Below are 13,529 nucleotides of genomic sequence, written 5' to 3' on the forward strand. Positions count from 1 at the left end.
ATAGAAAATAGAAAGGAGAAGGGGTGTTCTGTTGCTCGGATTTGTAACTGAATTCGGGCTACGGACTGGGTCAAAAAGATAGTTTTTCCTCGAACGCAAGCGTTCTTGGTCAAACTCCTATTTTGACTGTGTCCGCTTAACGCCCTTAATATCTTATTATTATGTCAAAAAGACGTTTGATTTTAGAAGATGGCACTATTTTTGAAGGGGAGGCCTTCGGTGCTGATATTGATGTGACTGGTGAGTTGGTTTTCTCAACTGGGATGACAGGTTATCAGGAATCCATCACGGACCAGTCTTACAATGGTCAGATTTTAACCTTTACTTATCCCTTGGTAGGTAATTACGGGATTAACCGTGATGATTACGAATCGATCAAACCGACTTGTAAGGGAGTGGTTGTTAGTGAGTGGGCTCGTCGAGCAAGTAACTGGCGTAACCAGATGACTTTGGATGAATTTTTAAAGGCTAAGAAAATTCCAGCAATTTCTGGAATTGACACACGCGCCTTGACAAAAATTATTCGTCAGCACGGGACCATGAAGGCGACATTGGCAAATGTTGGTGATTCTGTTGAGCATTTGACAGACCAGTTGAGAGCGACTGTTTTGCCAACCAACAACATCCAGCAAGTATCGACAAAAACAGCCTATCCTGCACCTGGAGTTGGACGTAGTGTTGTTTTGGTTGATTTTGGATTGAAACATTCTATTCTTAGAGAGTTAGCCAAGCGTGATTGCAATGTGACAGTTGTCCCTTATGATACTACTGCTGAAGAAATTCTTGCTCTCCATCCTGATGGTGTTATGCTATCAAACGGTCCTGGTAACCCAGATGATGTTCCAGAAGCTTTGGACATGATTCGGGGCATTCTTGGGAAAATTCCAATTTTTGGTATCTGTATGGGGCACCAACTCTTTGCTAAAGCAAATGGGGCAATGACTTATAAAATGAAGTTTGGTCACCGTGGTTTCAACCATGCTGTTCGTGAAATTGCGACAGGTCGAGTGGATTTTACCAGTCAGAACCACGGTTATGCAGTGGCTCGTGAAGATTTACCTGAATGTTTAATGATTACTCATGAAGAAATCAATGACAAATCAGTAGAAGGGGTACGCCACAAGTACTATCCAGGTTTCTCTGTTCAATTCCACCCGGATGCAGCACCCGGTCCACACGATGCCAGCTACCTTTTTGATGAATTTATGGATTTGATGGATTCGTTTAAAAAAGGGCAGTAAGGTTTAACTGATATCGAGTTAAACCTTACTGCGTCGGTCTATTATTTAATTCTATCCGGAGAGATAGAAAATAGAAAGGCAAGCAAGGGACAGGTTAATGGTTGCAAGCAACTCATTTCCCTACGCCTGCCTCCATGGAGGTCAGGCTATCCCTTGCACTAGTTTGAAAACTAAAGTAATATCGACTTTAGTTTTCAAACGTCGGACTTATCTTATTTAATGTCAACCTGTGAGTTGACAAATAGAAAGGAGAAGATACAGGTTCGAGTTTCCTATTCGAACACGCCCTAAGGACTGTGCGAAAAAGATAAACGTCGTCTTGATGCTTGAAGCATCAGCGTCGCGTTTCCTATTTTCGCTTTGTCCTCTTAACGGGCTTTGTATCATACATTATGCCAAAACGTACGGATATTAAGAAAATTATGGTGATTGGGTCTGGTCCGATTATTATCGGTCAGGCTGCGGAGTTTGATTATGCGGGGACTCAGGCTTGTTTGGCTTTGAAGGAAGAAGGCTACAGTGTCGTCTTGGTCAATTCAAACCCTGCGACTATCATGACAGATAAGGAAATAGCAGACAAGGTTTATATTGAGCCGATTACGCTTGAATTTGTCACACGGATTTTACGGAAGGAGCGTCCAGATGCTCTCTTGCCAACCCTGGGTGGTCAGACTGGTCTCAACATGGCCATGGAATTGTCTAAGGCTGGTATTTTAGATGAGCTTGGAGTTGAGTTGTTGGGAACTAAACTGTCTGCAATAGATCAGGCAGAGGACCGCGACCTCTTCAAACAACTCATGGAAGACCTCAATCAGCCTATTCCTGAGTCAACGATTGTAACGACAGTTGAAGAAGCTTTGGAATTTGCTGCTGAAATTGGCTATCCTGTCATTGTTCGTCCAGCCTTCACGTTGGGTGGTACTGGCGGTGGTATGTGTGCCAATGAAGAAGAACTGCGTGAAATAGCAGAAAATGGTCTAAAATTGTCACCAGTGACCCAGTGTTTGATTGAGCGTTCGATTGCTGGTTTCAAAGAAATTGAATACGAAGTGATGCGCGATGCGGCTGACAATGCCTTGGTCGTATGTAACATGGAAAACTTTGACCCTGTGGGAATTCATACAGGAGATTCTATCGTATTTGCCCCAACGCAGACGCTTTCGGATATTGAAAACCAGATGCTGCGTGATGCCAGTCTCAGCATCATCCGTGCCTTGAAAATCGAAGGCGGTTGTAATGTGCAGTTGGCACTGGATCCACATAGTTTCAAATATTATGTCATCGAAGTGAACCCACGTGTATCTCGTTCCTCTGCCTTGGCATCCAAAGCGACAGGTTATCCTATTGCCAAATTGGCAGCAAAAATTGCGGTTGGATTGACCTTGGATGAAATGGTGAACCCTGTTACAGGAACAACCTATGCTATGTTTGAACCTGCACTTGACTACGTTGTGGCAAAGATTCCTCGTTTTCCATTTGATAAGTTTGAAAAAGGGGAGCGCCGCCTTGGAACGCAGATGAAGGCAACTGGTGAGGTCATGGCCATTGGTCGTAATATCGAAGAAAGTTTGCTCAAGGCCTGCCGTTCTTTGGAAATCGGAGTCTATCACAATGAAATGCCTGAACTCAGCCAAGTGACAGATGACCAATTGGTTGAAAAGATTGTCAAGGCACAGGATGATCGTCTATTCTATCTTTCAGAAGCCCTTCGACGTGGCTATACAGTAGAAGAACTGGCTCAATTGACGAAGATTGATCTTTTCTTCCTTGATAAGCTGCTTCATATCTTAGAAATTGAGCAGGAATTGGCAATCAATCACGATAATATCGACTTATTGAAAAAAGCTAAGAAATACGGTTTTGCAGACCGCAAGATTGCGGAACTCTGGGGACGGACAGAATCCTATATTCGTCAACTGCGGACAGAGCACAAGATTGTCCCTGTTTACAAGATGGTGGACACTTGTGCGGCCGAATTCGAAAGTTCAACGCCATATTTCTATTCAACTTATGAGTGGGAAAATGAGTCCATCCGCTCGGAAAAAGAATCTGTTTTGGTGCTGGGTTCCGGCCCAATCCGTATCGGTCAGGGTGTGGAGTTTGACTATGCGACGGTGCATTCGGTCAAGGCCATTCAGGCGGCTGGCTACGAAGCTATCATTATGAACTCAAACCCTGAAACAGTGTCAACTGACTTTTCGATTTCGGACAAGCTTTACTTCGAGCCGTTGACCTTGGAAGATGTCTTGAATGTGATTGACCTTGAGAAACCCAAAGGGGTTATCGTTCAGTTCGGTGGCCAGACGGCCATCAATTTGGCAGAGCCATTGGCAAAAGCAGGTATTCCAATCTTGGGTACGCAAGTAGCGGATTTGGATAGAGCTGAAGACAGGGATTTATTTGAAAAAGCCCTGAAAGACCTAGGGATTCCACAGCCACCAGGCCAAACCGCAACCAACGAAGAGGAAGCACTAGAAGCAGCCCGCAAAATTGGTTTTCCGGTACTTGTTCGCCCCTCTTATGTTTTGGGCGGTCGTGCTATGGAAATTGTCGAAAATGAAGAGGACTTACGTTCTTATATGAGAACGGCGGTCAAGGCTTCGCCAGAGCACCCAGTTTTGGTGGATTCTTACATCGTCGGTCGTGAGTGTGAAGTGGATGCCATATCAGACGGTAAGGATGTTTTGATTCCAGGTATTATGGAGCATATCGAACGCGCAGGGGTTCATTCAGGTGACTCGATGGCAGTTTATCCGCCACAAACCTTGTCTAAAGAGGTGCAGGCGACCATTGCAGACTACACCAAACGTTTAGCAATCGGTCTCAACTGTATTGGTATGATGAATATCCAGTTTGTCATCAAAGATGAGACAGTCTATGTCATTGAGGTCAATCCTCGTGCTAGTCGTACGGTGCCATTCTTGTCCAAAGTCACAGACATTCCAATGGCTCAGGTTGCAACCAAATTGATTTTGGGGCAAAGCCTCGCGGAACTGGGTTACCAAGATGGTCTTTATCCTGAGAGCAATCAGGTGCACGTTAAAGCACCAGTATTCTCATTTACAAAATTGGCTAAAGTTGACAGTTTGTTAGGACCAGAGATGAAGTCAACTGGTGAAATTATGGGGTCGGACTTGACATTGGAGAAAGCACTGTATAAGGCTTTTGAAGCAAGCTACCAACACCTGTCTGAGTTTGGTAATGTAGTCTTTACCATTGCGGATGAAGACAAGGAAGAAGCACTTGGTCTGGCTCAACGTTTCCATGAACTTGGTTATGGCCTACTGGCTACGGCAGGAACAGCTGCCTTTCTAACAGAAAATGGACTTGCTGTAACAACTGTTGGCAAATTAGGCGACGCAGCTTGTCAAGATATTCCAAGTCTTGTTCGTGCAGGTAAGGTTCAAGCTATTATCAATACGGTTGGTAAAAAACGGGTGGCAGATGGTGACGGTCAAGTCATTCGAAGCTCTGCTATTGAAGGAGGAATTCCGCTCTTTACGGCCCTCGATACAGCAGAAGCTATGGTCAAAGTGCTGGAGAGCCGTAGCTTCATGACACAGGCTATATAGAAGATACTATCAGGATGAGCTTTGAGTTCGTCCTGATTTTTTGATATACTGAAGAGTATGAAAATGATTGTAACAACTAGTCTTGGGATGGATGAGGGACTGGTCTATAGGGCTAGACGGATTGCCAGTGAACTGGGAATTGAATACAAGGAAAGAAAGAAGCAGTCGGTTGGAAAAATGTTGGGTACCTACGAGACCGTCTTGGTTCTTTATAAGGATAAATTGATACTAGAGCAGAGGGGCGGGCAGGTTTTATTTTTCCATCCAGATACTGCCATGTTGCGGATTAAGTCTGGAAGAGATCCGCTTTTAGGATTGCTTGGAAAAGAAAAACAATCAATAATAGACTGTACTATGGGCTTGGGATCTGATAGCATTGTGTTAGCAAGTGCTGGTCATCGGGTGACAGCCTTGGAAAGTTCTAAGCTAGTGCACTTTATTGTGAGTCGGGGTTTACAGGATTTTGATAGTGGGCTGCAAGAGGTCAATCGAGCCATGAAATCTATCCAGACAATTTGGACAGATAGTTTGACTTATTTGAAAGAGCAAATAGATAAGTCTGTTGATGTCATTTACTTTGATCCCATGTTTTCAGAAGAAATCAAGGAATCACAAAATCTTTCTGGTTTGTCTGGTTTGGCTGATAGAAGTCGTTTAACGGAGGAAATTGTATCTGAGGCTAAACGAGTAGCTAGGAAGAAATTGATTATAAAGGCTCATTTTCGAGATCAGGTCTTTGAAGAATTTGGCTTTAAACGTCATGTCAGACCCAATCAAAAATTTCACTACGGAGAAATCATTTTGGAGGAGTTAATATGAAAATCATCGTAACAGGTTTTGATCCTTTTGGTGGCGAGGCTATCAATCCAGCCTTGGAAACAATTAAATCTCTGCCCAAGACCATTGCTGGTGCAGAGATTATTCTTGTAGAGATTCCGACTGTTTTTGACAAGGCTGCGGATGTTTTAGAGGAGAAAATGGCAGAACATTTACCTGATGCGGTACTATGTATTGGTCAGGCTGGTGGGCGAGTTGATTTAACTCCTGAGCGTATAGCCATTAACCAAGATGATGCACGCATTCCAGACAATGAAGGGCAACAGCCGATTGATAGAACGATCCGAGAAGATGGTCAGCCTGCTTATTTCTCCACCTTACCCATCAAAGCAATGGTTGAAGCTATTCATAAGATTGGGCTTCCAGCTTCTGTTTCTAATACTGCTGGGACCTTTGTCTGCAACCATCTCATGTATCAAGCTCTTTACTTGGCGGAGAAACAATTTCCAAAGACTAAGGCCGGTTTTCTCCATATTCCCTTCTTGCCAGAGCAGGTTGTCGACAAGCCAGGACTGGCTTCCATGTCTTTGAACGATATTGTAAGAGGAGTTGAAGTAGCCATAGGTGCAATCGTTGAATATAGGGATAAAGCGGATATAAAAAAGGGTGGTGGTAGTACACACTAATGAAAAATATTATGGAAGCAAGAAAACGTGTAGAGGAAATGGAAAAAATATTTAACAGGCATCTAGAGCTGAACAAGTCCCTTTCCGATAGTGTGACTCAACTCAATCAGGAACAATCGGCTTATTTACAGTTATTAGATTATTACCAGAGCCAGATCTATATAGAAGATCTTGATTTATCTAATAAGGGGGAGTTCAATGGTATTCCTTGCGGAGTATTGAGTGAAGATGGAGTCTATAATTTACTGTTTGACCGTACAAATCTAGCAAGTCAACTGAGAGAACTAGCAGATATGCTCGAGCAATAAAATTTTTGGTAAAATTTTTAAAAATCTGTCAAGTTTTTTTCTTGACAGTTGGTCAAAGTGTGTTATAATAGAACATGTGCTAAATAGCTCTGCTATTTCACCGAATAAAAATATAAAGAAAAGAGAACATTTAAAAATGGCAGTTAAAATCCGTTTGACTCGTATGGGTTCTAAAAAGAAACCTTTCTACCGTATTAACGTTGCAGACTCACGTGCACCACGTGATGGTCGTTTCATCGAAACAGTTGGTACTTACAACCCACTTTTGGCTGAAAACTCAGTAACTCTTAAAGAAGAGCGTGTACTTGAGTGGTTGGCAAAAGGTGCGCAACCATCTGATACAGTTCGTAGCCTTCTTTCAAACGCTGGCGTGATGAAGAAATTCCACGAGCAAAAATTCTCTAAATAAGAACAGTAAGCGAGTACACTTATGGACATGATTGAAAATCTCATTATTGCGATTGTGAAACCTTTGATTTCACAGCCTGATAGCTTGACAATTAAAATTGTTGATACACCGGAATTTTTAGAATATCATTTGGATTTGGATAAATCTGATATTGGCCGTATCATTGGGAAAAAAGGACGCACAATTTCTGCAATCAGAACGATTGTTTACTCTGTTCCAACAAGTGATAAAAAAGTTCGTTTAGTGATCGACGAGAAAGAATAGAAAGTCACCATTTGGTGGCTTTTAACTTAGACAAAGGGGCTATGCCCCTTTTTATACTTTTCGAAAATCAAATGCAGACCTTGTTGACTTGATTTGATGAGAGAAAAGCTCCAGTGGAGGTTTTCATCCTGTTACCTTGAAATAAAATAGTAACAGGTTTCTATCCGTTCAGAGAAACAAAGATGTTCGCTCTATCACCAAGCTCCAAAGGTTTCACGAACCTTTAGAGTTGGTCTATTTTTGATTTTCATTGAGTATGAACATATAGAAAGGGTGAAAAGATGAATCTGATTTGGACCTATTTGAAAAAATATCCTAAGTGGATTGCCTTGGACTTGTTGGGGGCCTTCTTATTTGTAGTGGTAAACTTAGGGTTACCGACATTTTTGGCGAGAATGATTGACCAAGGAATTACAAAAAATGATGTTGGTCAGCTCTATTATTGGGCGGGAATGATGGGCTTGATTGTCCTGCTTGGAATTATTGGAAGAATAACGCTTGCCTATGCGGCTGGTCAGTTGACAACCAACATTGTAAAAGATATTCGAAATGATTTGTATGAGAAAATTCAGGACTATTCACACCATGAATATGAACAGATTGGTGTTTCTTCTCTAGTTGCTCGTATGACAAATGATGCTTTTGTTCTCATGCAATTCTCTGAAATGGTGTTAAAACTAGGTATTATTACACCCTTGATGATGATTGCCTCTGTCATTATGACCTTGGTAACCAGTCCGAGTCTAGCTTGGACAGTTGCAATAGCCATGCCTTTTCTGGTTTTTGTTATTTTCTATGTGGCAACCAAAACTCGTCCCTTATCAGAAAAACAACAGAAACGTTTGGATATCATTAACCAATATGTTCGTGAAAATCTCATGGGCTTACGTGTCATTCGGGCATTTACTCGGGAAGAATTTCAGGAAGAGCGTTTTGCGACAGTCAATGAAGAATATACTGAAACATCTAAAAAACTTTTTAACCTGACTGGTCTGACAGAGCCTCTTTTTGTGCAGATTATCATTGCCATGATTGTGGCCATTGTCTGGTTCGCTTTGGAGCCCTTGAAAACAGGCAGTCTGCAAATCGGTGATTTGGTAGCCTTTATCGAATATAGTTTCCACGCGCTTTTCTCATTCTTGCTCTTTGCCAACTTGTTTAACATGTATCCACGTATGTCAGTATCGAGCCAACGGATTCAGGAAGTCTTGGACATGCCGATTTCCATTTCTAAGAATGAAGATGGGATTACTGAAACAGATACTCGTGGTTATTTGGAATTTGAAAATGTAACCTTTGCCTATCCTGGTGAAACGGAATCGCCTGTTCTCCACAATATTTCATTTCAGGCTAAGCCTGGGGAAACCATTGCCTTTATTGGTTCGACTGGTTCTGGTAAGTCTTCTTTGGTGCAGTTAATTCCACGTTTCTATGATGTGACCCTTGGTCGTATCTTGGTGGACGGTGTGGATGTCAGACGCTACAATTTAAAGGCACTCCGCAGCAAGATTGGCTTTATACCTCAGAAAGCTCTGCTATTTACCGGAACTATCGCAGAAAACCTCAAGTACGGTAAGATGGATGCTAGTCTTGCCGAACTTCATGATGCGACGGATGTTGCTCAAGCTAAGGAATTTATCGAGAGTAAGGAAGAGAAATTCGACACCCATCTAGCAGAAGGTGGAAGCAACCTGTCAGGAGGGCAAAAGCAACGTTTGTCTATTGCCCGTGCCATTGTCAAACAGCCAGACATTTATATTTTTGATGATTCTTTCTCTGCCTTGGACTATAAGACAGATGCCATTTTGAGAGCTCGTTTGAAGGAAGTAACGGAACATGCGACGGTGCTGATTGTAGCTCAACGTGTCGGAACCATTATGGATGCTGACCAGATTATCGTGCTGAACGAGGGTGAAATCGTTGGTCGTGGTACTCACAATGAATTGATGGAAAGCAATGAGATTTACCGTGAAATTGCCAACTCCCAGCTTAACCGTCAATCCTTGACAGAAGAATAGGAGGAATTATGAAGAATAGATCAGTATTTACCCGTGTTTGGGACTATTTGCGTCGTTATAAATCTTCTGTATTTTTAGCTGTTTTTCTAAAGACCATCAGTGCAGTTATGAATGCCTTGGAACCCTTTGTACTGGGGCTTATCATCACAGAATTGACCAAGAATCTGTTAGATATGGCAAACGGAGTAGAAGGAGCGCAGATTAACTATTCCTACATTGCCATCATGCTTGCTATCTATGCCCTCCGTGCCCTTCTCTATGAAATCGGTGCCTATGGTTCTAACTTTTTTATGACCAAGGCAGTGCAGGGGGCGACCAAGGATTTGCGTCAGGACTTGAGCCACAAGATTAACAAGATTCCTGTTTCTTATTTTGACAAGCACCAATATGGTGACTTGCTGGGTCGTTTTACAAGCGATGTGGAAACCGTTTCAAATGCTCTGCAACAAAGTTTCCTTCAGTTAGTCAATGCCGTTCTGACTCTCTCTCTAGCCATTTTCATGTGTTTCTGGTTGGATGTATCCCTGGCTCTTGTGGTCGTGACCTTGGTTCCTGTGACCTATTTTGGTTCCAAGTTTGTCATGGGCAAATCCCAGCCTTATTTCAAGCAACAGGCTGATGCCCTCGGTCGATTGAACGGTTTTGTCCAAGAAAATCTGACAGGTTTTAACGTTCTCAAACTCTACGGCCGTGAAGAATTGTCCACGCAAGAATTTCGCCAGATAACTGCTGACTTGCAGGATGTTGGTTTCAAGGCTAGTTTTATGTCAGGCTTGCTCATGCCCCTGGTACACGGCTTATCGAACATTGCCTATGTCGTCGTGGCTCTGCTATCTGGTCTGAAAGTCCTTGCAGGTACATTGACGGTGGGTAATATGCAGGCCTTCGTCCAATACGTCTGGCAGATTTCTCAGCCTGTCCAAACCTTGACCCAGTTGGCACCCCAGTTGCAGTCTGCCAAATCTTCCCTTGAACGCATCTTTTCAGTTTTAGATGAGCTTGACGAAGAAGACGCCAATGCGCTGGAGTTGACAGCTAGTCTGACCGGACAAGTCAGCTTTGAACAGGTCGAATTCGGCTATTCAGAAGACAAGCCACTTATCCGTAATTTTACTCTTGATGTGAAACCAGGTGAAATGGTGGCTATCGTTGGACCAACAGGGGCTGGTAAGACAACCCTCATCAACCTTCTCATGCGTTTCTATGATGTCACATCTGGTGCTATCAAGGTGGATGGTCAGGACATTCGGAATATTTCTCGTCAATCCTACCGTAGTCAATTTGGTATGGTCTTGCAGGATGCTTGGCTCTATGAAGGGACCATCAAGGAAAACTTGCGATTTGGACGTCTGGATGCGACGGATGAGGAAATTGTGGAGGCAGCCAAAGCTGCCAATGTCGACCACTTTATCCGCACCCTTCCTGGTGGTTACAATATGGAAATGAACCAGGAATCCAGCAATATTTCCCAAGGTCAGAAACAGCTCTTGACCATTGCGCGTGCTTTGCTAGCGGATCCTGCTATTCTGATTCTTGACGAAGCGACTTCTTCAGTTGATACCCGGTTGGAACTCTTGATTCAAAAGGCCATGAAACGATTGATGAAAGGGCGGACAAGTTTCGTCATCGCTCATCGCTTATCTACCATTCAGGAAGCTGATAAGATTTTGGTCTTGAAAGATGGACAGATTATCGAACAAGGTAACCACGAAAGTCTTTTGGCAGACAAAGGTTTCTACTATAATCTTTATCAAAGTCAGTTTAGTCAATCTAATACTCTTCGAAAATCAAAAGCAGACGTTGTTGACTCGATTTGATGAACTTCAGTTCTATCTGCATCTTCGTCGCCTAGCCTGATTTTGATTTTCATTGAGTATACATAAAACGAACTCCCTTGTCAGTGACAGGGAGTTTTCTCATATACAAGTTTGTAAAAATTAATAGGAAATTTCGGATAATAGTCCCTCAGCAGTAGTGGTTGGGAGGATGCGGACACGATTGAGGGTTAGCAGGCCGTCACTAGCAGAAGCCAAGCCGTTGTTGGTTGTGACCCCTAATTTGTAGCCAGCTTGTTCGGTTAAGGCTACGGTGTCGGCTGAATAGCGTCCACCAGGGTAGGCGATAGCGATGGTTTCCTGATTTAATTGGCTGTCAAGATAGGCTTTAGAGGAAGTAAGTTCATTTGTTTGATCCTCAATAGAACTATACTCTAAATCAGGATGGTTGACGGTATGCCCTTGGAAGGAGAGCCCTACGGTCTGCATTTCCTTGATTTGATCAAGAGTAAGGTGCCCTGCTTGTCCATATTCAGTAAACCCTGTAATGACATTGTTGGTTGCCTTCATTTGATATTGCTTAAGCAATGGGTAGGCATAACTATAAAAATCCCAGAGGCTATCGTCAAAGGTCAGCCAGACAACCTTTTTGCCAGCAGGAAGGACATTTTCTGTCAATACCTTATAAGCCTCTTCAGGTGATAAAGTATAGTAACCTGCATCTTGCAATGCTTTTAGATGACTTTCGAAAGTCGTTGGATCTACGATAAGATTCGCATTAGCTTCTTCCTCGGGAGCCATTACGTGAATGGCATGATACATGAGGATTGGAAGTTTGATAGGTTCAGTTTGCTGTTCCCAAATGATTTCTGTTTTTACTTCACTACTTTCTGAAGTCATAACACTCGAACTGGCTGTTGTCTCTACTGTTGAAGCTTTGGAATCACTTTGCTGCTTAGATGGCTGTTTTAGAAAGATTAGAAAAATAGATAGTAGAGTCACTACTAACAATGCGATACCAAGTAGCATTGGCACAAGTTGTTTCTTTTGTGTGCGGCTTCGACGGGCTCTTCTTGAATGTTTCATTATCTTATCTCCATAATCATATATTAAAACAATTATATCAAATTTTTTGCCAAATAGTCAGAATATTTGTTATAATGGGAGAAATACATTTTAAAGGAGAGCACATGGTAGTTAAGATAGGATTATTAGGATTTGGTACTGTTGCAAGTGGTGTGCCATTTTTATTAGAAGAAAACCAGGAAAAAATAGAGAAAGCCGCGCATGATAGTATTGAAGTTGCGAAGGTTTTGGTCAAGGATGAAGCAGAAAAAGACCGTCTCTTGGCTGCAGGCCATAACTATAATTTTGTGACAAATATTGATGACATTTTGGCTGACGACGAGATTGCAATTGTCGTTGAATTGATGGGGCGTATTGAACCTGCTAAAACCTTTATTACACGTGCCTTGGAAGCAGGCAAGCATATTGTAACAGCCAATAAGGATTTACTTGCTGTTCATGGTAGCGAATTGCGTGCCTTGGCTGAAGAGAAAGGTCTTGCGCTTTATTATGAAGCTGCAGTTGCAGGTGGTATTCCAATCTTGCGTACCTTGGTCAACTCTTTGGCTGCTGATAAGGTGACTCGTATCCTCGGTGTATTGAATGGTACTTCAAACTTCATGTTGACTAAGATGGTTGATGAAGGCTGGACTTACGAAAAAGCTCTTCAAACAGCGCAGGAACTTGGCTATGCAGAATCTGACCCTACAAATGATGTTGAAGGTATTGATGCGGCATACAAGGCAGTTATCCTCAGTCAATTTGCATTCGGAATGACTGTTGATTTTGAACATGTGGCTCACAAGGGAATTTCAAACATCACGCCAGAAGATGTAGCAGTAGCTCAAGAATTGGGCTATGTCATCAAACTTGTGGGCGATATTCAAGAAACCACCTCTGGTATTGCTGCCGAAGTATCTCCAACCTTCCTACCGAAAAATCATCCACTTGCTAGCGTCAATGGTGTAATGAATGCTGTATTTGTCGAATCTATCGGTATCGGTCAGTCTATGTACTATGGACCAGGTGCAGGTCAGAAGCCAACAGCAACAAGTGTAACGGCTGACATTATCCGTATCGTTCGTCGCTTGAAAGACAATACTATCGGCAAAGCATTTAACGAATATAGCCGCCCACTTCAATTGGCAGCCCCAAGCGATGTGAAGAGCGAATATTATTTCTCAATTGATGCGCCTGATAAAAATGGAAAAATGCTTCGTTTAGCAGAAATCTTCAATTCTGAAGAAATCTCCTTTAAGCAAATTCTGCAACAAGCTGCGGATGGCGAAACTGCTCGCTTAGTCATTGTGACCCATGAAATGAGCAAGACACAATTGGAAAATGTAACAGCTAAATTGGCTCAAGAAACAGACTTTACAGTCTTGAATACCTTCAAGGTGTTGGGAGAATAAGA

11 protein-coding genes are annotated in these 13,529 nt (G+C 42.6%); 10 read left to right on the plus strand and 1 reads right to left on the minus strand.

The features are described from left to right. The first annotated feature begins 161 nt into the window (after window positions 1-161). The 9 genes from ODU55_RS02950 to ODU55_RS02990 all read left to right on the plus strand — a co-directional run bounded on the left by ODU55_RS02950 (window position 162) and on the right by ODU55_RS02990 (window position 11,092). A complete protein-coding gene (locus tag ODU55_RS02950) occupies window positions 162-1,241 on the plus strand; it encodes a carbamoyl phosphate synthase small subunit (RefSeq protein WP_398581813.1) in 1,080 nt (359 codons plus the stop codon). Between the two features lie 392 nt (window positions 1,242-1,633). Beyond that, window positions 1,634-4,813: a carbamoyl-phosphate synthase large subunit gene (gene carB / locus ODU55_RS02955; RefSeq protein ID WP_398581814.1), complete on the plus strand. Its 3,180-nt coding sequence runs from the start codon at window positions 1,634-1,636 to the stop codon at window positions 4,811-4,813. A 63-nt stretch (window positions 4,814-4,876) separates the two neighbouring features. Beyond that, on the plus strand, window positions 4,877-5,632 hold the full coding sequence (locus tag ODU55_RS02960; protein WP_398581876.1) for a class I SAM-dependent methyltransferase: 756 nt from the start codon (window positions 4,877-4,879) through the stop codon (window positions 5,630-5,632). Continuing rightward, window positions 5,629-6,276, plus strand: a complete 648-nt coding sequence (gene pcp / locus ODU55_RS02965; RefSeq protein ID WP_398581815.1) for a pyroglutamyl-peptidase I — start codon at window positions 5,629-5,631, stop codon at window positions 6,274-6,276. The genes ODU55_RS02960 and pcp overlap by 4 nt, the downstream gene beginning before the upstream one ends. Next, on the plus strand, window positions 6,276-6,584 hold the full coding sequence (locus ODU55_RS02970) for a DUF4298 domain-containing protein (RefSeq protein WP_398581816.1): 309 nt from the start codon (window positions 6,276-6,278) through the stop codon (window positions 6,582-6,584). The genes pcp and ODU55_RS02970 overlap by 1 nt, the downstream gene beginning before the upstream one ends. Window positions 6,585-6,720: 136 nt before the next feature. Next, a complete protein-coding gene (gene rpsP, locus ODU55_RS02975; RefSeq protein ID WP_029180157.1) occupies window positions 6,721-6,993 on the plus strand; it encodes a 30S ribosomal protein S16 in 273 nt (90 codons plus the stop codon). 21 nt (window positions 6,994-7,014) lie between these two features. Beyond that, window positions 7,015-7,257, plus strand: a complete 243-nt coding sequence (locus ODU55_RS02980) for a KH domain-containing protein (RefSeq protein ID WP_002940680.1) — start codon at window positions 7,015-7,017, stop codon at window positions 7,255-7,257. A 281-nt stretch (window positions 7,258-7,538) separates the two neighbouring features. After that, a complete protein-coding gene (locus ODU55_RS02985; RefSeq protein WP_398581817.1) occupies window positions 7,539-9,275 on the plus strand; it encodes an ABC transporter ATP-binding protein in 1,737 nt (578 codons plus the stop codon). An 8-nt stretch (window positions 9,276-9,283) separates the two neighbouring features. Continuing rightward, on the plus strand, window positions 9,284-11,092 hold the full coding sequence (locus tag ODU55_RS02990) for an ABC transporter ATP-binding protein (RefSeq protein ID WP_398581818.1): 1,809 nt from the start codon (window positions 9,284-9,286) through the stop codon (window positions 11,090-11,092). Window positions 11,093-11,212: 120 nt separating this feature from the next. On the opposite strand, the gene ODU55_RS02995 is transcribed toward ODU55_RS02990, so the two are convergent. After that, the gene (locus ODU55_RS02995; RefSeq protein ID WP_024410099.1) at window positions 11,213-12,136 is read right to left on the minus strand and encodes a polysaccharide deacetylase family protein; all 924 of its coding nucleotides are present in this window, start codon (window positions 12,134-12,136) and stop codon (window positions 11,213-11,215) included. A 104-nt stretch (window positions 12,137-12,240) separates the two neighbouring features. Between ODU55_RS02995 and ODU55_RS03000 the strand changes: the two genes are divergently transcribed. Beyond that, on the plus strand, window positions 12,241-13,527 hold the full coding sequence (locus ODU55_RS03000; RefSeq protein ID WP_398581819.1) for a homoserine dehydrogenase: 1,287 nt from the start codon (window positions 12,241-12,243) through the stop codon (window positions 13,525-13,527). The last annotated feature ends 2 nt before the right edge of the window (window positions 13,528-13,529 follow it).

The organism is Streptococcus sp. 2022WUSS037 (assembly GCF_044427225.1).
Classification (GTDB): domain Bacteria; phylum Bacillota; class Bacilli; order Lactobacillales; family Streptococcaceae; genus Streptococcus.

Coding starts and splice junctions, on each gene's coding strand:
- ODU55_RS02950 (WP_398581813.1), top strand. CDS start 162: ATGTCAAAAAGACGTTTGATTTTAGAAGATGGCACTATTTTTGAAGGG.
- carB (WP_398581814.1), top strand. CDS start 1,634: ATGCCAAAACGTACGGATATTAAGAAAATTATGGTGATTGGGTCTGGT.
- ODU55_RS02960 (WP_398581876.1), top strand. CDS start 4,877: ATGATTGTAACAACTAGTCTTGGGATGGATGAGGGACTGGTCTATAGG.
- pcp (WP_398581815.1), top strand. CDS start 5,629: ATGAAAATCATCGTAACAGGTTTTGATCCTTTTGGTGGCGAGGCTATC.
- ODU55_RS02970 (WP_398581816.1), top strand. CDS start 6,276: ATGAAAAATATTATGGAAGCAAGAAAACGTGTAGAGGAAATGGAAAAA.
- rpsP (WP_029180157.1), top strand. CDS start 6,721: ATGGCAGTTAAAATCCGTTTGACTCGTATGGGTTCTAAAAAGAAACCT.
- ODU55_RS02980 (WP_002940680.1), top strand. CDS start 7,015: ATGGACATGATTGAAAATCTCATTATTGCGATTGTGAAACCTTTGATT.
- ODU55_RS02985 (WP_398581817.1), top strand. CDS start 7,539: ATGAATCTGATTTGGACCTATTTGAAAAAATATCCTAAGTGGATTGCC.
- ODU55_RS02990 (WP_398581818.1), top strand. CDS start 9,284: ATGAAGAATAGATCAGTATTTACCCGTGTTTGGGACTATTTGCGTCGT.
- ODU55_RS02995 (WP_024410099.1), bottom strand. CDS start 12,136: ATGAAACATTCAAGAAGAGCCCGTCGAAGCCGCACACAAAAGAAACAA.
- ODU55_RS03000 (WP_398581819.1), top strand. CDS start 12,241: ATGGTAGTTAAGATAGGATTATTAGGATTTGGTACTGTTGCAAGTGGT.